The following is a 17,029-nucleotide window of genomic DNA, read 5'->3' on the forward strand; positions in this document are numbered from 1 at the left end:
CAGCGCGCGTGTGCGTTACGCGATCTGCTGCAGAAGGGCCGCGACCCGCTGCCCGAGCGCGTGATGCTGATCGGCCGCGAAGTGAACGCCATCCACCGGGCTCACTTCGATGACGGTGCCGGCGTCCAGGAAATAGGCGCCGGCGTTCACGGCGACTTGTTCGTACAGCGGTGCGAGCTGTCGGGATTTCGCGGCGCCGCCCACGAAGATGTCGCCGAGGAAACCGACCTCGACGATCGGCGCAGGCGCCATTAGCACGAGCTTCGGTGACGCACCGGACGGGCCGGCACGGCACGCGGCGATCTCGGCAAGCAGCACGCCGACCGACGTCGCGATGTCGGCGGGCGTGACCGAGAAGCGCGTCTTCAGATCGTTCGTCCCGAGCATCAGCACGACGACGTCGACCGGCAAGTGGCTTTCGACGCACGCGCGCAGATACGACAAACCGTTCTTGTGCCGGCCTTCGATCGGATCGTCGTGCACGGTCGTACGCGCGGGCAATCCTTCTTCAATGACCCGCCATCCTGCGCCGAGCGTCTGCGCCAGCACGCCGGTCCAGCGTTCTTCGCGTGCGAACCGCTCCAGTACGCCGGCACGCGTCATCGGGCGCGTGCCGTGCGTGTTCGAATCGCCGTAGCAGAGCACGGTTTTCTGCGTCATCGTCATTTCCTCCGTTGGTCGTTCAGTCTTTCGGCAAGCGCAGCACGTCAAGCGCCTGCTGCGAATATTCGACCCAGAACCGCTCGTTCGCGATGCCGGCCTGCAGTACCAGATGCTGAAGGCGCTTCGTGCGCGAATCGGCGCCTTCCGAAAAATCGCGCGCCTCGATCCGCAGATACAGGTCGAGCTTCTCCTGGTGCAGCGCGATGCGCCGCCTGATTTCGTCCTCGAGGCCGGCCGGGCCGAGCACCGCTTCCGCGCGCAGGCGCACCATCAACGCTTCGCGCAGCGGCGTCGGATCTTCCGGTTCGGCGATCCAGCGCCGCAACTCCTTCTTGCCGGCCGGCAGGATCCGGTACGCGCGCTTGCGGCCGCGCCCCGATTCGGCCGGCAGCGATTCGATCCAGCCCGTTTCCTCGAGACGCCCCAGCTCGCGATAGATCTGCTGGTGTGTCGCCTGCCAGAAATAGCCGATCGAACGATCGAAGCGGTCGGCGAGTTCGGAGCCTGAACCCGGGCGTTCGGCAAGAGCGGTGAGGAGTGCGTGGGGCAGGGACATGTCGGATCGGAGGAGGCCGCGGAATGAATCGCATCTTGCCATATCGGGGCCACAGTACAAGATGACGGATGCGTTTATGCAACGGGTTGCATAAACGAAAGTGGTGAACTACTATCTGTGCAACTTGTTGCATAAAAATGGAGACACCCCATGACACCGCGTTATCCGCATCTGACGACCCCGCTCGAACTCGGCTTCACGTCGCTCAGGAACCGGGTGCTGATGGGGTCGATGCACGTAGGGCTCGAGGAAGCGCCGAACGGCTTCGAGCGGATGGCGGCCTTCTACGCGGAGCGTGCGCGAGGCGAGGCCGGCCTGATCGTCACGGGCGGATTCGCGCCGAACGAGCGGGGCCGTCCGGCGCCGGGTGGTGCAATGCTGACGACCGAAGCGGAAGCCGAGCGTCACCGTGTCGTGACGCGTGCGGTGCACGCGGAGGGCGGCAAGATCGCGCTGCAGATCCTGCATTTCGGGCGCTACGCGTATCACCCGGCGCTCGCCGCGCCGAGCGCGCTGAAGGCGCCGATCAACCCGTTCACGCCGCATGCGCTGAGCAGCGATGAAGTCGACGAGACGATTGCCGATTTCGTCCGATGCGCGGCGCTCGCGCAGCATGCGGGTTACGACGGCGTCGAGATCATGGGGTCGGAGGGCTACCTGATCAACGAATTCATCGCCGCGCGCACGAACCATCGCGACGACGCATGGGGCGGTGCCTACGAGAACCGCGTCCGTTTCCCGGTCGAGATCGTGCGGCGCGTGCGCGAGCAGGTCGGCACGAACTTCATCCTGATCTACCGGCTGTCGATGCTCGATCTCGTCGAAGGCGGCTCGACACTCGACGAGGTGATCCGGCTCGCGCAGGCGATCGAGGCGGCCGGTGCGACGATCATCAATACGGGCATCGGCTGGCACGAGGCGCGCATTCCGACCATCGCAACCAAGGTGCCGCGTGCCGCGTACGCGTGGGTCACGCGGCAGCTGATGGGCAAGGTCGGCATCCCGCTCGTCGCGACCAACCGGATCAATACGCCGGAAGTCGCCGAGCAACTGCTCGCCGATGGCTATTGCGACATGGTGTCGATGGCGCGGCCGTTTCTCGCCGACGCCGAATTCGTCCGCAAGGCGCGGGAAGGGCGGCCGGACGAAATCAACACGTGCATCGGCTGCAACCAGGCGTGCCTCGACCATACGTTCAGCGGCAGGATCACGTCGTGCCTGGTGAATCCGCGCGCGTGCCATGAAACCGAGCTTGTGATTCGCCCGGCGCCGCAGCGCAAGCGGATCGCCGTGGTCGGCGCCGGGCCGGCGGGCCTCGGCTTCGCGGTCACCGCGGCCGAGCGCGGTCATGCGGTGACGCTGTACGAAGCCGGCGCCGAGATCGGCGGCCAGTTCAATATCGCGAAGAAGGTGCCGGGCAAGGAAGAATTCACCGAGACGCTGCGTTATTTCCGCCGGCAGATCGAACTGCGCGGCGTGACGCTCCACCTCAACACGCGCGCGACCGCCGAGATGCTGTTGCAAGGCGAATTCGACGAAGTGGTGATCGCGACGGGTATCGTGCCGCGTACGCCGCCGATCGACGGCGTCGGCCATGCGAAGACGCTCGGCTACCTCGACGTATTGCGCGACGACAAGGCGGTGGGCCGCAGCGTCGCGATCGTCGGCGCCGGCGGCATCGGTTTCGACGTTGCGGAATATCTCGTCCATCGTGCAGGCGGCGAACAGGTCGACGTGGACGGGTTCCTTGCCGAGTGGGGCGTCGACCGGTCGTATGCGAACGCAGGCGGCTTGCGCCACGCGCGGCCCGAGCCGGCGGCACGGCAAGTCCATCTGTTGCAGCGCAAGGCGTCGAAGGTCGGCGACGGGCTCGGCAAGACCACCGGATGGATCCACCGCACGGCACTGAAGGCGCGCGGCGTCGGGATGTCGTCGGCGGTGACCTACCGGCGCATCGACGACGAAGGCTTCCACGTGACGATCGACGGCGTCGAGCAGACGCTGCCGGTGGACAACGTCGTGATCTGCGCGGGGCAGGAGCCGTTGCGCGAACTGGCGGTGCAACTGGAGGCCGCCGGGCGCAAGGTTCACGTGATCGGCGGCGCGCACGAAGCCGCCGAGCTCGATGCGAAGCGTGCGATTCACCAGGGCACGACGCTTGCCGCCACGCTTTGAGACTGATTCGCTTCTTTTCCGCCCGACGAGACAGGAGACTTCGATGACGAACGCACCGCAGCACCTTCAACCCGCTGTCGCGCAATCGCTCGACAAGTGGCATGCGATGATCGAACGCAAGGATTTTGGCGCACTGGAATCGATCGTCCATCCGGACGCCGTGTTCCGTTCGCCGATGGCGTTCAAGCCCTACGGGCCGGCGCCCGCGCTATTGCTGGCGCTGCGCACGGTGATCACGATCCTCGAGAAGTTCACCTATCACCGCCAGTTCGTCACCGACGACGGCAAGAGCGTGGTGCTGGAGTTCAGCGCGGCCATCGGCGACAAGGCGCTGAAGGGGATCGACATGATTCGCTTCGACGACGAAGGACGGATCGTCGAATTCGAGGTCATGATCCGGCCGTTCAATGCGCTGCAGGCGCTCGGCGCGGAAATGGGCGCACGGCTCGGGCAGCAGTTGCCGACGTTCAAGATCGGCGGTTGAGTGGGGCGATCGCGGGGCGGCGGCCGCCGCGCTCAGCGCGCGAGTTGTGCCCGCGCGAGCCGGCCCAGGCACCGGACCCCGTCCTCGATGCGTGCGTTCCACACATGCCCCGCGCTCAGGCGCAGGCAATGGCGAAAGCGCCGGCTGGCGGAGAAGATGTCGCCCGGCGCAAAGCAGACACCCTGTTCGAGCGCGGCATCGAACAGCGCGCGTGAATCGAATCGCTTCGGCAGTTCGAGCCAGAGCACGAAACCGCCGGCCGGCCGGCTCACTTTCGTGTCGGCCGGAAAGCTGGCCTCGATCGTGCGCGTCATCCGCGCCAGGTTGTCCTCGAACACGCGCCGGATGCGGCGCAAATGCGCGTCGTATGCGCCGCTCGCGAGGAAGTCGGCCAGCGCGACCTGTGGCAACACCGGGCCGCACAGGCTGAGCGCAAGCTTGCGTTCCATCACCTGCTGAGTGCGAGCCCCCGCCGCGATCCAGCCAATCCGGTATCCCGGCGCGAGGCTCTTCGAGAACGAACTGCAGTAGATCGTATCGGCCTCGCTGTCGAGTGCGCTGAACGGCCTCGGCCGATCCCGCCCGAAGTGGATGTCGCCGTACACGTCGTCTTCGATCAGCGGCACCCGATGGCGTGCGAGCAGCGCAAGCAGCGCCCGTTTGTCGTCGTCGCTCATCGCGGAGCCGAGCGGATTGCCGAAGCTCGACGACAGCACGCAGGCGGCGATCGATTCCGATTCGAGCCGCTGCGCGAGCAGGCCGACGTCGACGCCGCGCAGCGGGTCGGTCGGCAACTCCAGCGCCTTCAGTCCCAGCGCCTCCAGCGTGTGAAGCAGACCGAAGTAGGTCGGCGATTCCACCGCGATCGTATCGCCGCGCGTTGCCACGGTATTCAGCGCGAGCGTCAACGCCTCGGTGCAGCCATTCGTGACGAGGATGTCGTCGGCGGACAGCGGGTGCCCGAAGCGCATGGCACGCCGCGCGATTTCGCGGCGCAGCGCCGGTTCGCCGTAAGGCGCGCAATACACGTTGTAGCGCGTGCCATGCTGGCGCGCCGCGCGAGCGAGGGCGAGATCGAGCCGCTTCGATTGCAGCAGCGCCGGATCGGGCACCGCACATCCGAGCGGCACGAGCGCCGAATTGGCCGCGTGTTCGAGCATCGCGGCGACGGCGCCGCTGATCGACACCGTCGATGCCTTTGCGCGCGAGCGCGATGCGCTCGGCAATGCAAGCGTGCCGCCGCGTGCGGCCGCGACGTAGAAGCCCGACTGCGGCCGCGATACGAGGATGCCGCGATCTTCGAGCAGGCGGTATGCCTGCAGCGCGGTGGAGACGCTGATGCGTTGCTGTTCGCTGACGGCACGCACGGACGGCAGCCGCGTGCCGGGTGCGAGCGTACCGTTCTCGATCATGCCGACGATGAGGTCGGCCAGCTGCCTGTAGCGGAATGACGTTTGCGTTTCCATGGGACACCAGCGACAGGGAAGTGTCTGATTATCGACCGTACGACGAGCGTGCGCCACGCAGAATTGTGTTGATCCAATCGACCGAAAATTGTGGCTGTTATGGTTTTTGTACGAACGCTACGATGGCGGTGTTTCGATCCATCGATCGGCCATAGCGAGGCTTGCCCATGCAGACGACCCAAGCGTATTCCAGTGAGTGGCGCGGACGATTTCCGCACAACGAAATCATCTCGCTGCTCGACGTGAACCGGACCTTCAACCTGGCGGAGAGCACGTCGCAAGACCTGACGGTCGGCGAGCTGCTGGATCTGGCCGGTGTCGAGGCGGTCCGTAACCTGAAGCTCGGCTACAGCCAGTCGGCGGGTGCTGCCGTGCTGCGCGACGCGATTGCCGATATCTGCCATGTGCCGGCTGAGCAAATCGTGACGACGCAAGGCACCGCGCTCGGGTTGTTTCTGCTGGCCTATGAAGTGTGCCGGCCCGGCGACGAGGCCGTGCTCGCGACGCCGTGCTTTCCGCCGAGCCGTGACTGCCTGGTCGGCGCCGGCGCGACGGTGCGTGAAGTGCGGTTGTCGTTCGAGAACGGCTACCGGCTGGACCTCGCGCAGTTCGACGCGCGCCTGTCGTCGAAGACGCGGCTGGTCAGCATCGCGTCCCCGCAGAATCCTGGCGGCGTTCAGGCATCGCGCGCCGAAATCGATGCATTGCTGGCGTTGATGGCGCAACGCTGTCCGGACGCGATACTGTTCATCGACGAGACCTATCGCGAAGCGACTTATGGCGAGACTGCCGTGGCTGCCAGTTTCGCGGGTGTCGATCCGCGCATCGTCACGGGTTCGTCGGTGTCGAAAGCGCTGGGCGCACCTGGTCTGCGCACGGGGTGGCTCACGGTGGCCGACGCGGGGCTTCGGGCGCGTCTGCTCGTCGCGAAGCTGAATACGGTGATCTCGGGTTCGGTGCTCGACGAGACGCTGGCCGCAACCGTGTTGCGCAACCGCGAGCACGTGCTCGCGCCACGCCGCCGGCTGCTTGCCGGCGCGCTCGATACACTGTCGGGCTGGTGCGAACGTGAAAGGCGACGTGTCGAGTGGGTGCGGCCGGACGCCGGCGCACTGTGCTGCGTGCGGTTGCGTCAGGATGCTTTCGACGAGCAGGCAGTGTCGCGCTTCTGGCAGGTATTGCCTGACCACGACGTACAGCTCGCATCAGGCACGTGGTTTGGCGAAAGCAGCCGCGTGTTCAGGCTGGGGTTCGGCTATCTTCCGCCAGAGCGTTTCCAGCCGGCGTTGTCGGCGCTGTCGCAGGCGATGGATGCAGCGGTTGCATGAATCGGGCGCCCGGCGTCCGGGCGCGGCGAACATCATTGAACGTCAGGAGTGAGACCATGAAGGTAAGGATTGCGTACATCGAGGAGCCGCCGTTCTACTGGACGGCAGAAGACGGTACCGTGACCGGCGCGGATATCGAGCTGGCCGAGGTGGTGCTGCGCGCGATCGGCGTGACGGACATCGAATATCACCCGACGTCGTTCGATGCGCTGCTGCCGGGGGTGCAGGCCGGGCGCTGGGACATGAACGTGCCGATCTTCGTGACGGCCGAACGGGCGCGGCACGTGGCGTTCAGCGTCCCGGTGTGGGCGATCGGTGACGGCTTCGTGCTGCAGGCCGGCAACCCGAAGCGGCTGACGAGCTACGCGGCCGTCGCGGCCCGCAGCGATGCGCGGCTGGGGTGCGTGACGGACCAGGTGCAGATCGATTCGGCAAAGGCGGCCGGCGTGAGCGACGGCCAGATCGTCATCTTCAAGGATCAGGCCGACGCCGTGGCTGCGTTGCTGGCGGGGCAGGTCGACGCGTTCGCGAGCACCGCGATCGGGGCCCGCGCGGTCGCTGACACGGACGAGCGGCTGGCGGCCGTCTCGCACGAGCTTGGTGCGGGTGCAGCCGCGCCCGTTGGCGGATTTTCGTTCAGCAAGAACAGCGACGCGCTCGTGCAGGCCGTGAATGCGAAGCTGCGCGAGTATCTCGGCTCGGCCGATCATCGCGAGCGGACGGCGAAGTACGGCTTCACGCGCACGGAAATCGACGGCGTGGTGGAGAACGGCGGCGCGAAGTCGTAATGCCGCGCGCGGTGTCGACCGTCCGCACGGTCGACACCGCCTGCGTGATCACGCCGCCGCAACCTGCGTCAACCGCTCGACGAACCAGTCGCAGACGACTGCGGTTCGCTCGGACGCGTGGTTGTAGATCGTGTGCTCTCCGTCCGGCCAGACCCTGAGCGTCGCATCGCCGGAGGTCGCCGCATCGAGAAACGGCTGCTGATCGTCGAGCCGGATCAGCGGATCTTCACCGCCGTGCAGCACCAGCAGCGGACACGCGATGCGGTCGCGTTCGGACGAGAAGCTCATCCGCGCGAAGTTCGCCGCGACCGCATCGGGATCGTCGTTGCCGAGCATCGCCGCGGCCTGTTCGACGAACGTGCGGAACGGCAGCAGTGTCGGCGCGGCGAGTGCGCCATTCACGCAACAGGCGGCGATCCGGTGGTCGCTCGCAGCGGTCGAAGCGGCCCACAATCCGCCGATGCTGTTTCCCCAGATGCCGATCGGCCCGGGCACGCGATCGGCGACGTGATCGACGAAGCGCCGGTATGCGGCGCTCATGTCGACGTCGACGAAGATCCGCTGTTCGAGCCGCGTCTCGCCCTGGCCCGGCCCCTCGGCGAGCAGCGTCGCGAGGCCGCGCGCCGCGAGCGCGCGTGCGATCGGCCAGTACGCGAAGCCCCAGCCGCTCTGGCCGCCGAACACGATGACGGTGCCGCGTACGCGTTCGGTCGGCGGCCGGACCAGCCAGCCGATCAGATGGGCATCGCCGAACGGTACTTCGACACGTTCGATGCGCTTGTCGGACCAGCGCGCGAGACCGTGCGACGCATCGACGAGCCGCGCATAGAGGGCGCGCTTGCGCGGCACGTCGTGATTGAACGCCATCTGCGCAAACAGCAGGTTCGCGGTGGCCATCGCCTGCGCGTCGGCGGCCGTGACCAGGTGGCCGGCATCCGCGGCCTGGGTGGCGCGCGAGAGTTGCACGTCGGCCAGCGCTTCGGCCGCGACATCCCATGGTTCGCCTGCCGACGTGCGCGCGTGCAGCGCCGTTGCGTCGGCATAGTCCATCCCGCAGTCGAGCAAGCGCGTGACGGGCATCGCGCGTTGCAGGGACAGCGCGAACGGTGACAGTTCGGTCGTCATGCGTAGGTCTCCTTCACGATGCGTGGGTGACGGCGGCCGAGGCTGCCGACGCGGCGGACCCGTGCAGCTTGTCGCGGAGCGAATCGACGAGCACGCCGAGGTTGCGCAGGTCGGCCACCGAACCGAACACGACGAAATCGGGCCGCGCGATATACGCGCCGATCCCGTGCGCCTGCATGAACGCGTGCTGGTCGCCGTCGAGATCGACCACGGCATCGGGTGCGCTCACGTCGTCGGACAGCACGGCCACGCGACAGCCGAGCTGCGCGAGGAACGCGCGCTGCGCGTCGTCGAGGTAGCGGGAAGGGTGTTCGCGCACGACGAGCTGGAATCCCCGGCCGACCACGTCGTCGAAACGGCCTTCGGCTGCGCCGCGGCGAACGCGCCCTTGCGGTGCGGGCGCGCCGGTCGTCGGCAGGCGCGTGCCGTCGGCTTCGTCGTGCACGATACCGTGCTCGATCTTCGGGAACGGCGGCATCGGCGGCATGTTGCCGGCGCGGAACGCCGCGTCGCGCTCGGCGACCTTGCGCGGATCGTCCTCGTTGACGACCTGCCCGAGAAACAGCGACATCTGCGTGATCGCGGTCACGTGCGGGCGGCGTTCGGCTTCAAAGGTGTCGAGCAGGTCGGCGGAGGCGCGCCCGGTCAGCACCAGGTCGAGCTTCCACGCGAGGTTGATGCCGTCGCGCATGCCGGAGCACGCGCCTTGTCCCATGTACGGCATCATCGTGTGCGCCGCATCGCCCGCGAGCAGCACGCGGCCGGCGCGCCAGCGTTCGGCCATCCGCGTCTCGAACGTGTAGACGACGTGGCGCAGCAGCGTCAGGTCGTCCGGGCCGTAGCCGTAGTGGTCGTTGAGCCACTTCCAGCCGGCTGCTTCCGTTTCCCATTCGTCGGTCGATTCGTTCGGCAGCACGCGCAGCTCGAACCGTGTGCGCTTCGTGCCGATCGGCATGTGCATGTACGCGCGCGACGGATCGCAGTAGATCGTCGTGCGTGCGCAGCCGTCGCCGAGATCGCGCTTGTTCTCCGAATCGAGATTGAGCCAGCGCTCGTTGTAGCCGAAATCGGATCGTTCGATGCCGAGCGTGCGGCGCACGAAGCTGTTCGCGCCGTCGGCGCCGATCACGTAGCGGGCGCGGATGGCACGCGGCTTACCGGTCCATTGCGCGTCCTGGCTGCCGCGCGACGGATGCGCGGTCAGCGTGACGCCGTCGTCGTCCTGCAGCAGCGTGTCGACTTCCCAGCCGCGCAGGATCGTCACGTTCGTGAAGGTGCTGGCGCGCGCGTCGATCGCGTCCTCGATGTCGGGCTGGTAGATCGAGATGTGCGCGGGATAGCCGCATGCGCGGCCGGTCCAGTTCAGTTCGAGCAGCAGGTCGCCGTTCGCGTCGCGGTAGTGGTAGGTGTCGACGGCCTTCGCGTTGCGCAGCGCGTGATCGACGTCGGCGCTGGCCTGCACGATGCGCGCGGTTTCGCCGTCGATGTGCGTGAGGCGCGGCAGGCCGTAGGGCGTCGGCCAGCGTTCGAGGACGATCACGCGATGGCCGGCGCGGCCCAGCATCGATGCGGCGACGAGGCCGGTCGGGCCGTAGCCGACGATGGCGATGTCACAGTGTTCGACGGTGCTGTCGCCGTGCGCGCTCGATTCGGTATTCATGTGGGGTGTCTCCATGACGGGGTCGTTTGTTGGTTTGTCGAGTATTCGGCTCAGCGCGCGGTCGAGCCGGGCAGGTTGCCGTCGAACGCATCCTGCAGCAGCGCGCGCAGGCCGTCGCGTTCGATCGGGCGCGGGTTCCAGTACGGATTCGCGGCGGCGAGATCGGTGGCGCGATCGAGGTCGGCTTCCTGCATGCCGATCGCCTTCAATGAAACCGGCGCGCCGTTGTCGAGTGCCAGTGCGTAGAGGCCGCGTGCGGCGTCGTTCGTGCCGATCGCGCGGGCGATCCGCTGCATCGCATCCGGCGCGTGCGCGGCGTTGTACGCGAGCGCATGCGGCAGCACGACCGTATGGGTCGGCGCGTGCGGCAGGTTGAAGCTGCCGCCGAGCGTATGGCAGAGCTTGTGGTGCAGCGCCATGCCGACGTTGCCGAGCACCATGCCGCACAGCCACGCGCCGTAGAGCGCGTCGCCGCGCGCGTCGAGATCGGCGGGGTCGCGCCGCACGCCGGGCAGGCCGCGCGCGAGCGCGCGGATGCCTTCTTCGGCGACGAGGCTCATGACCGGGTTCGCGTTGTTCGCGTAGAGGCCTTCGGCTGCGTGCGCGATCGCATTGAGGCCGCTCGTTACCGACAGCTCGACGGGCAGCGTGACGGTGAGCGCGGGATCGTAGATCACCGTTTTCGGCAACACGCGTGCGTCGGAGCCCGTGCGCTTGAGGCCGCCTTCGGTCAGGCCGTAGATCGGCGTCATTTCGCTGCCGGCGTAGGTCGTCGGGATCGCGAGGATCGGGAGGCTGCTTTCGAGCGCGATCGCCTTGCCGAGGCCGATCGTCGAGCCGCCGCCGATCGCGATCGCGCAATCCGCGTCGCACGACCTCGCGAACGCCTGCGCATCGCGGGCGATTTCGATCGGCACGTGCATCGTCGCCCGATCGTAGAGTCCGGCCGCGCGCGCACCGAGCCGCTCGACGATGCGTTGCGCGAGGTCGCGCTGTTCCGGCGTGCAGAGCACGATTGCGCGTTGCGCGCCCAGTTCCAGCACTTCGCGTTCGAGATGATCGAGGCTGCCCGCACCGAAGATCACGCGGGCGGGACGTGCCTGATAGATGAAGTTCATGTTTTCGTCACTCCGTTGCGTAATCGACCTGATGGCGCGCGATGCGCAGGCCCGTCAGTGCGTCGCGTACGCGTGTGTGTTCAGGATGCGTCGCGTAGACGTCGAGCGCTTCGCGCGACTCGAAGTCGGCGACGAGAATCAGGTCGCACGCGCAATCGGCCGCGCTGAAATCCGCGCCGACCTCGAGGTGCGTCATGCCCGGAATCCGGCCACGCAGGCTTTCGAAGGCGGTCTTGACTGTGGTGCGTGCCACCGCGCGCTCGGGCTCGGTCGCGCCGGCGACGTTCCACATCACGACGTGCCGGATCATGCGACGCGCTCCGCGGGATTGAGCACGAAGTCGTAGTCGAGCGTGTAGAACGGCGTGTCCATGCGCGATCCATCCGGCGCGAGGCCGGGCGCGTGCCGGACCCAGTCGGCGACGAGCGTCGAGCGCACGCCGAATACCGCATCGGAGTCGAGATAGCGGTCGCCGTCGCGGAACACGTGCGTGATCAGCGTTTCATAGCCGCGTGCCTCGATCATGAAGTGCAGGTGCGCGGGGCGCCACGGATGACGGCCGAGCGCATCGAGCATCGCGCCGACGGGACCGTCGTGCGGAATCGGATACGGCTCGGCGAGGATCGAGCGAAATGCGTAGCGGCCATCGGCGCCGGTGCGCAGCCGGCCACGCGCGCGGTGCGTGACCGATCCGTCGTTGGCCGGGAGCTGTACGTCGTAGTGTCCGTCTTCATCGGCCTGCCAGACTTCCAGTGACGCGTGCGCGATCGGCATGCCGTCGATGCTGCGCACATGGCCCGACACGAAGCAGGGCTCGCCGCATGCGCCGTTCGCGATGTCGTCGAACATCCCGAAGTCGCGGCTGCCTTCGACATAGAACGGACCGAATACGGTGGCTTCCGTGCAGCCGGCCGGCTTCGCATGGTTCTGCGCGGTGACGAGGGTCGACAGCCCGAGCACGTCGGACAGCAGGATGAACTCCTGGCGCGTGTCGTCGGTGATATGACCGACAGCGGTCAGGAAGCCGACCGCGGTCTGCCATTCGGCCTCGGTGAGCTTCGTCTCCCGCGCAAACGAATGCAGGTGCTGGACGAGACTGGTCATGACCGTGCGCAACCGCTCGTCGCGACAGCCGCTCAGCGACGCGATCACGGCCTGCGTGATGGTGTCTTCGTTGAGATTGCGCATAGGGGTTGTCTCCTGATGTCGTTGGATGGCGCGTTGACGTAACATTAATTCCTCCTTGAATCGTAAAAAAGATGGTTTGGAGGAGTTTTGTTCTCCGCCAGGTGGAAGAATTGAACGCATGGACAAGTGGACGCAGATCGAATTTTTCGTGCAGGTCGCCGAGCTGGGCAGCCTGTCGAAGGCCGCCGAGCGGCTCGGCATGTCGAGCGCGGCGGCGAGCCGCTGCCTGAACGCGCTGGAGGAGCGACTGGGGGCGCGGCTCGTCGAGCGCACCACGCGCCGCCTGTGGCTGACCGACGCGGGGCACGAGTACCACCGGCGTTGCGTCGCGATCCTGACGGAACTGTCGGAGGCCGATGCGGCGGTCAACGAAGCGAGCGTCAATCCGGCCGGCACGCTGCGCGTGACCGCGTCCGTCTCGTTCGCATCGATCTATATCGCACCCGCATTGCCCGAGTTTCACCGGCGCTACCCGAACCTGAACGTGCAGATCGTCGCGGCGAACCGCTACCCGGATTTCATCGAGGCCGGCATCGACGTGGCGATCCGCACGCGCGAGCATGAAGCGGATTCGGGCATCACGGTGCGCAAGCTCGCCGAGACGCGGCGCGTGCTGGCGGCGTCGCCCGGGTATCTGGCGAAGCACAGTGCGCCGACGACGCCCGATGCGCTGTGCGACCACCGGCTGCTGGTCTACAACCTCGCGAACGATCCGTACGTCCTGCATTTCCGTCACGGCGCAAGGAAGCAGTCGGTCACGATCAAGAGCGTGCTCGATGCGAACGAAGGGCAGGTGATCCGCGCTGCGGCGCTTGCGGGCCTCGGCATCCTGATCCAGCCGCTCTACATCATTCACGACGATATCGTCGCGGGGAAGCTGGTGCCGGTGCTCACCGACTGGCAACTGCCGGCACTCACCGTCAACATCGCGTACCAGAGCCGCCGTCACCAGCCGGCGAAGATCCGCGTCTTCACCGAGTTCCTGATCGAGCGTTTCGAACGCCTCGGGCTCGCGCGCAAGTGGAAGGACGTCGGCCGCTGATCGCCGGCCGGCGCTGCGCCGTCGCGCATTTCTCCGTGTGACGGAGAACTGTTCTCCCGAACGTCGTCTTTTTCGCCGCTGTCGTGCGCTTTACATTGCGTCTCCCCGGGCCTGCGATGCCCGGCTTGCGATGACACGATAACAACCCGGTCTGGAGACGACATGAAATTCGCATTGCGACGAGTGCCATTGGCACTCCTGATCGCCGGGGCCATTCAGGCTCCGGCGTCGGCGACGGAGAACGGACAGATCAGCTATCCGTTCGGCGTCAACACGGTACTGAACGGGATGCTCCCGCCGCCCGGCAACACGCAGTACTTCAACTACGCGCTGTACTCGGCATCGAACCGGTTTGCCGGGCCGGACGGCGGCAGCGCGGTGCCGGGGTTCCACCTGAACGTCGTCGCGGAAACGCCGCGCGTGGTCCACACCTGGGGCGCGACCTTCGGACCGTTTTCGCTGTCGAGCAGCGCGATCGTGCCGATCGTGCACCTGCATCTGTCGACGCCGGGCGGTACGGGAAACCGCACATCGCTCGGCGACGTGATCCTCGAGCCGTTCATGATCAACTATGCGAACGCATCGAAGACTTTCTTCGCGTTCTTTTCGCCGTCGTTCGCGGTGCCGACCGGCGCGTATGCGGCGAACCGGATCGCGAACACGGGGCTGAACACGTATGCGTTCCTGCCGTACGTCAGCACGACCTGGTTTCCGGGCCGCGACTGGGAGATCTCGACGACCACGCTGCTGGAGCTGAATTCGCCGAACCATGCGACGCACTACCACTCGGGTGCGGTCGCCGTGCTCGACTACCTGGTCGGCTATTCGCTCGACCGGCGCGTGCAGCTCGGCGTGCAGGGCACGTTCCTGAAGCAGTTCACCGACGATACGCAGGACGGCATCAAGGTCGCGTCGGACGGCTTTCGCGGGCAGTCGGTCGCGATCGGCCCGCAGCTGCGTTACATGTGGGGGCCCGCGTCGGGCGTGGTCGTGAAATACCAGCACGAGTTCGCGGTGCGCAACCGGCCGCAGGGCGACAAGCTGTGGGTGCAGTTCAGTTTCCCGTTGTAGACGCGGCGCGCCGCCCGTCGGCAGGGCGGCCGGCACAACCTGACAAATTCCTGACGAATCAGGTTGATATTTCGTATCATCTGACGTTTTGCGTCGCCGGCCGCCCGGGCTACCGGGTGCGGCCGCGTGCGACGACGCCAAACGAAGATCGATACGACGTGACGAGCACCAGATATAACCCGGCGCGCGGGGAGCGGCACGCTGCCGCGCCGCGCCGGCCCACCCGCGCGTGGCGCGCACGCGGCTGCACGACCCTGCTGGGTTGCGCGATGGCGACCTCCGGCGCGATGGCCGCCGAAGCGGCCGCACCCACACCGGACGAGCGGCATGCGCTGCCGGCGATCAACGTCAGCGCGCAATCCGCACCGGTCGACCCGCTGACGCAACCGCTCGAAACGGGCTCGCGGCTCGGGCTTGCGAGCCTCGACACGCCCGCGAGCGTCGAGACGGTCACGGCCGACACGATCGACGCGCGCGGCGATCGCACGGTGCTCGATGCGGTGACGCGCACCGCGGGTTTCTCGAGCGCGATGGCGCCCGGCACGGGGGGCACCGCCTTGAGCGTGCGCGGCTTCAGCGGGCAGGAATCGGTGATGACGCTGCTCGACGGCGTGCGGCTGATGCCGGCCGCCGGCACGATCACGTTCCCGTTCGATACGTGGTCGGTCGAGCGCATCGAAGTGCTGCGCGGCCCGGCGTCGGTGCTGTACGGCGAAGGGGCGATCGGCGGCGTCGTCAACGTGGTGCCGAAGCGGCCGCAGCGCACGCGCGAGACGACGCTGCAGGTCGGTGTCGGCCTCGACGGTGCGAAGCGCGCCGCGTTCGACACGACGGGCGCGCTCGGTCCGCAGCTGTCGTACCGCTTCTATGCGAGCGATGCACGCGCGAACGGCCTCGCCGAGCGGGCCGACACGCATACGACGGCCGTCGGCGGCGCGCTGAAGTTCGACGTGAGCCCGAAGCTCACGTTGACGCTCGACTTCGACTACGGCCGCCAGATGCCGGCGACCTACTATGGCGTGCCCGCGCCGAACGGCGTGCTCGATCCGACGCTGCGCAAGCTCAACTACAACGTCGGCGATGCGACGATTTCCTATTACGACCAGTCGACGCGCCTGTCGGCCAGCTACCGGCCGACGGCCGGCGTGACGATCGACAACCAGCTCTACTACCTGACGTCGAACCGGCACTGGCGCAATGCGGAATCGTATGCGCTCGATGCCGCGACGGGTCTCGTCACGCGCAGCGACTATCTCGACATCGGCCACCACCAGCGGCAGATCGGCGATCGGCTGAGCGCGCGTTTCGACGGCATGCTGTTCGGCCGTGCGAACCGCTTCGTCGTCGGTACGGAATTCAGCCAGATCACGTTCAGCGGGACCAACAATGCGCCGTACGGCGGCGAATCGACGGTGCCCGCGCACGGCTTCGATCCCGGCGTGTTCACGAGTCCCGACCCGACGGTGCCGCAGTTCAGCTCACGGGCGCGGCAGGTCGCGGTGTTCGCCGAGAACCGGCTCGAAGTGCTGCCGCGGCTCGCGTGGGTGAGCGGCCTGCGCTACGACCACATCGCGTTCAACCGCGAGCAGGCGGCGACCGGCGCGGGCTTCGACAAGCGCTTCGCGAACGTCGGCTGGCGTACGGGCTTCGTGTTCGAAGTCGCGCCGACACTCAGCGCGTATGCGCAGTACACGACGGGCGCGGAGGGGCTCGGCTCGCTCGTGACGCTGTCCGCGTCGCAGGCGAACTATCGGCTCGCGACCGGCGAACAGTGGGAAGCCGGAATCAAGCAGACGTTGCTCGACGGCCGCGCGTACTGGACGTTCGCGGTGTACGACATCACGAAGCGCAACCTGCTCAGCACCGATCCGCTCAATCCCGCGCTGCGCCAGCAGGTCGGCCGGCAATCGTCGCGCGGCATCGAGCTGACGGGCGGTGCGCGGCTGCCGCATGGCTGGACGGTCGATGCGAACGTCGCGCTGCTGCGCGCGCGTTACGACGCGTTCAACCAGAAGGTCGGCGGTACGACGGTGTCGCGCGCCGGCAATGCGCCGGCCAACGTGCCGCAGCAGACGGCGAACCTGTGGCTCGGCTGGGCGTTTGCCGAGCGTTGGCAGGCGAATGCGGGCGTGCGTTACGTCGGCGCGACGTATGGCGACGACGCGAACCGCGTGCAGGTGCCGTCGTACACGGTGTTCGATGCGTCGCTGCGCTGGCAGCCGACGTCGCGTACCGAGCTGGCGCTGTACTTGCGCAATCTCGCGAACCGCACGTATGCGGTGACGACGTCGAACGGCGGCGAGCAATGGCTGCTCGGCCCGTCGCGCTCGGCGGAGCTCGTCGCGACGATGCGCTTCTAGTGCGG

The 17,029-nt window shown here is 67.2% G+C and carries 15 protein-coding genes; 7 read left to right on the forward strand and 8 right to left on the reverse strand.

Annotation, left to right across the window (positions count from 1 at the left end; translation table 11 throughout):
* Positions 1 to 15 precede the first annotated feature (15 nt).
* Both QZM67_RS25475 and QZM67_RS25480 read right to left on the reverse strand, forming a co-directional pair.
* On the reverse strand, positions 16 to 660 hold the full coding sequence (locus tag QZM67_RS25475; RefSeq protein WP_301807491.1) for an SGNH/GDSL hydrolase family protein: 645 nt from the start codon (positions 658 to 660) through the stop codon (positions 16 to 18).
* Positions 661 to 682: 22 nt separating this feature from the next.
* Positions 683 to 1,219, reverse strand: coding sequence for a PadR family transcriptional regulator (locus QZM67_RS25480; RefSeq protein WP_301807493.1), 537 nt, complete (start codon positions 1,217 to 1,219; stop codon positions 683 to 685).
* A gap of 150 nt (positions 1,220 to 1,369) precedes the next feature.
* Here QZM67_RS25480 and QZM67_RS25485 point away from each other — a divergent pair, with 150 nt between their 5' ends.
* Positions 1,370 to 3,394, forward strand: a complete 2,025-nt coding sequence (locus QZM67_RS25485) for an NADPH-dependent 2,4-dienoyl-CoA reductase (protein WP_301807494.1) — start codon at positions 1,370 to 1,372, stop codon at positions 3,392 to 3,394.
* 43 nt (positions 3,395 to 3,437) lie between these two features.
* Positions 3,438 to 3,878 carry a nuclear transport factor 2 family protein gene (locus tag QZM67_RS25490; RefSeq protein ID WP_301807495.1) on the forward strand — a complete coding sequence of 147 codons (441 nt, stop codon included), beginning with the start codon at positions 3,438 to 3,440 and terminating at the stop codon, positions 3,876 to 3,878.
* Positions 3,879 to 3,910: 32 nt separating this feature from the next.
* On the opposite strand, the gene QZM67_RS25495 is transcribed toward QZM67_RS25490, so the two are convergent.
* Positions 3,911 to 5,344, reverse strand: a complete 1,434-nt coding sequence (locus QZM67_RS25495; RefSeq protein ID WP_175023976.1) for a PLP-dependent aminotransferase family protein — start codon at positions 5,342 to 5,344, stop codon at positions 3,911 to 3,913.
* Between the two features lie 167 nt (positions 5,345 to 5,511).
* Between QZM67_RS25495 and QZM67_RS25500 the strand changes: the two genes are divergently transcribed.
* Entirely contained in the window at positions 5,512 to 6,672 is a 1,161-nt protein-coding gene (locus QZM67_RS25500; protein ID WP_301807498.1) for a pyridoxal phosphate-dependent aminotransferase, read from the forward strand.
* A 56-nt stretch (positions 6,673 to 6,728) separates the two neighbouring features.
* On the forward strand, positions 6,729 to 7,460 hold the full coding sequence (locus QZM67_RS25505; protein WP_301807500.1) for a transporter substrate-binding domain-containing protein: 732 nt from the start codon (positions 6,729 to 6,731) through the stop codon (positions 7,458 to 7,460).
* Positions 7,461 to 7,508: 48 nt separating this feature from the next.
* On the opposite strand, the gene QZM67_RS25510 is transcribed toward QZM67_RS25505, so the two are convergent.
* From QZM67_RS25510 to QZM67_RS25530, 5 genes are read right to left on the reverse strand one after another with little or no spacing between them, the layout of a single operon-like run.
* Positions 7,509 to 8,585: a S9 family peptidase gene (locus QZM67_RS25510; protein WP_301807505.1), complete on the reverse strand. Its 1,077-nt coding sequence runs from the start codon at positions 8,583 to 8,585 to the stop codon at positions 7,509 to 7,511.
* A gap of 13 nt (positions 8,586 to 8,598) precedes the next feature.
* On the reverse strand, positions 8,599 to 10,245 hold the full coding sequence (locus QZM67_RS25515; RefSeq protein WP_301807507.1) for a bifunctional 3-(3-hydroxy-phenyl)propionate/3-hydroxycinnamic acid hydroxylase: 1,647 nt from the start codon (positions 10,243 to 10,245) through the stop codon (positions 8,599 to 8,601).
* 50 nt (positions 10,246 to 10,295) lie between these two features.
* Entirely contained in the window at positions 10,296 to 11,363 is a 1,068-nt protein-coding gene (locus QZM67_RS25520) for a maleylacetate reductase (protein ID WP_301807510.1), read from the reverse strand.
* 7 nt (positions 11,364 to 11,370) lie between these two features.
* Positions 11,371 to 11,673: a Dabb family protein gene (locus QZM67_RS25525; protein ID WP_301807513.1), complete on the reverse strand. Its 303-nt coding sequence runs from the start codon at positions 11,671 to 11,673 to the stop codon at positions 11,371 to 11,373.
* A complete protein-coding gene (locus QZM67_RS25530; RefSeq protein ID WP_301807515.1) occupies positions 11,670 to 12,551 on the reverse strand; it encodes an intradiol ring-cleavage dioxygenase in 882 nt (293 codons plus the stop codon). Before QZM67_RS25530 ends, QZM67_RS25525 begins: the two co-directional genes overlap by 4 nt.
* A 118-nt stretch (positions 12,552 to 12,669) precedes the next feature.
* Here QZM67_RS25530 and QZM67_RS25535 point away from each other — a divergent pair, with 118 nt between their 5' ends.
* From QZM67_RS25535 to QZM67_RS25545, 3 genes are all read left to right on the forward strand, one after another.
* Complete coding sequence (locus QZM67_RS25535) at positions 12,670 to 13,593, forward strand: LysR family transcriptional regulator (protein ID WP_301807517.1); 924 nt, start codon at positions 12,670 to 12,672, stop codon at positions 13,591 to 13,593.
* A gap of 162 nt (positions 13,594 to 13,755) precedes the next feature.
* The gene (locus tag QZM67_RS25540; protein ID WP_367620452.1) at positions 13,756 to 14,664 is read left to right on the forward strand and encodes a transporter; all 909 of its coding nucleotides are present in this window, start codon (positions 13,756 to 13,758) and stop codon (positions 14,662 to 14,664) included.
* Between the two features lie 269 nt (positions 14,665 to 14,933).
* Complete coding sequence (locus tag QZM67_RS25545) at positions 14,934 to 17,024, forward strand: TonB-dependent siderophore receptor (RefSeq protein ID WP_301807745.1); 2,091 nt, start codon at positions 14,934 to 14,936, stop codon at positions 17,022 to 17,024.
* Positions 17,025 to 17,029: the final 5 nt, after the last annotated feature.

The organism is Burkholderia sp. AU45251 (assembly GCF_030482905.1).
GTDB classification, from domain to species: domain Bacteria; phylum Pseudomonadota; class Gammaproteobacteria; order Burkholderiales; family Burkholderiaceae; genus Burkholderia; species Burkholderia aenigmatica.

What these genes read in the sequence shown, in the direction of transcription:
- QZM67_RS25515 (WP_301807507.1), bottom strand. Translation starts at nt 10,245, where the DNA reads ATGAATACCGAATCGAGCGCGCACGGCGACAGCACCGTCGAACACTGT.
- QZM67_RS25475 (WP_301807491.1), bottom strand. Translation starts at nt 660, where the DNA reads ATGACGCAGAAAACCGTGCTCTGCTACGGCGATTCGAACACGCACGGC.
- QZM67_RS25530 (WP_301807515.1), bottom strand. Translation starts at nt 12,551, where the DNA reads ATGCGCAATCTCAACGAAGACACCATCACGCAGGCCGTGATCGCGTCG.
- QZM67_RS25505 (WP_301807500.1), top strand. Translation starts at nt 6,729, where the DNA reads ATGAAGGTAAGGATTGCGTACATCGAGGAGCCGCCGTTCTACTGGACG.
- QZM67_RS25545 (WP_301807745.1), top strand. Translation starts at nt 14,934, where the DNA reads ATGGCGACCTCCGGCGCGATGGCCGCCGAAGCGGCCGCACCCACACCG.
- QZM67_RS25525 (WP_301807513.1), bottom strand. Translation starts at nt 11,673, where the DNA reads ATGATCCGGCACGTCGTGATGTGGAACGTCGCCGGCGCGACCGAGCCC.
- QZM67_RS25520 (WP_301807510.1), bottom strand. Translation starts at nt 11,363, where the DNA reads ATGAACTTCATCTATCAGGCACGTCCCGCCCGCGTGATCTTCGGTGCG.
- QZM67_RS25535 (WP_301807517.1), top strand. Translation starts at nt 12,670, where the DNA reads ATGGACAAGTGGACGCAGATCGAATTTTTCGTGCAGGTCGCCGAGCTG.
- QZM67_RS25490 (WP_301807495.1), top strand. Translation starts at nt 3,438, where the DNA reads ATGACGAACGCACCGCAGCACCTTCAACCCGCTGTCGCGCAATCGCTC.
- QZM67_RS25540 (WP_367620452.1), top strand. Translation starts at nt 13,756, where the DNA reads ATGAAATTCGCATTGCGACGAGTGCCATTGGCACTCCTGATCGCCGGG.
- QZM67_RS25495 (WP_175023976.1), bottom strand. Translation starts at nt 5,344, where the DNA reads ATGGAAACGCAAACGTCATTCCGCTACAGGCAGCTGGCCGACCTCATC.
- QZM67_RS25480 (WP_301807493.1), bottom strand. Translation starts at nt 1,219, where the DNA reads ATGTCCCTGCCCCACGCACTCCTCACCGCTCTTGCCGAACGCCCGGGT.
- QZM67_RS25500 (WP_301807498.1), top strand. Translation starts at nt 5,512, where the DNA reads ATGCAGACGACCCAAGCGTATTCCAGTGAGTGGCGCGGACGATTTCCG.
- QZM67_RS25485 (WP_301807494.1), top strand. Translation starts at nt 1,370, where the DNA reads ATGACACCGCGTTATCCGCATCTGACGACCCCGCTCGAACTCGGCTTC.
- QZM67_RS25510 (WP_301807505.1), bottom strand. Translation starts at nt 8,585, where the DNA reads ATGACGACCGAACTGTCACCGTTCGCGCTGTCCCTGCAACGCGCGATG.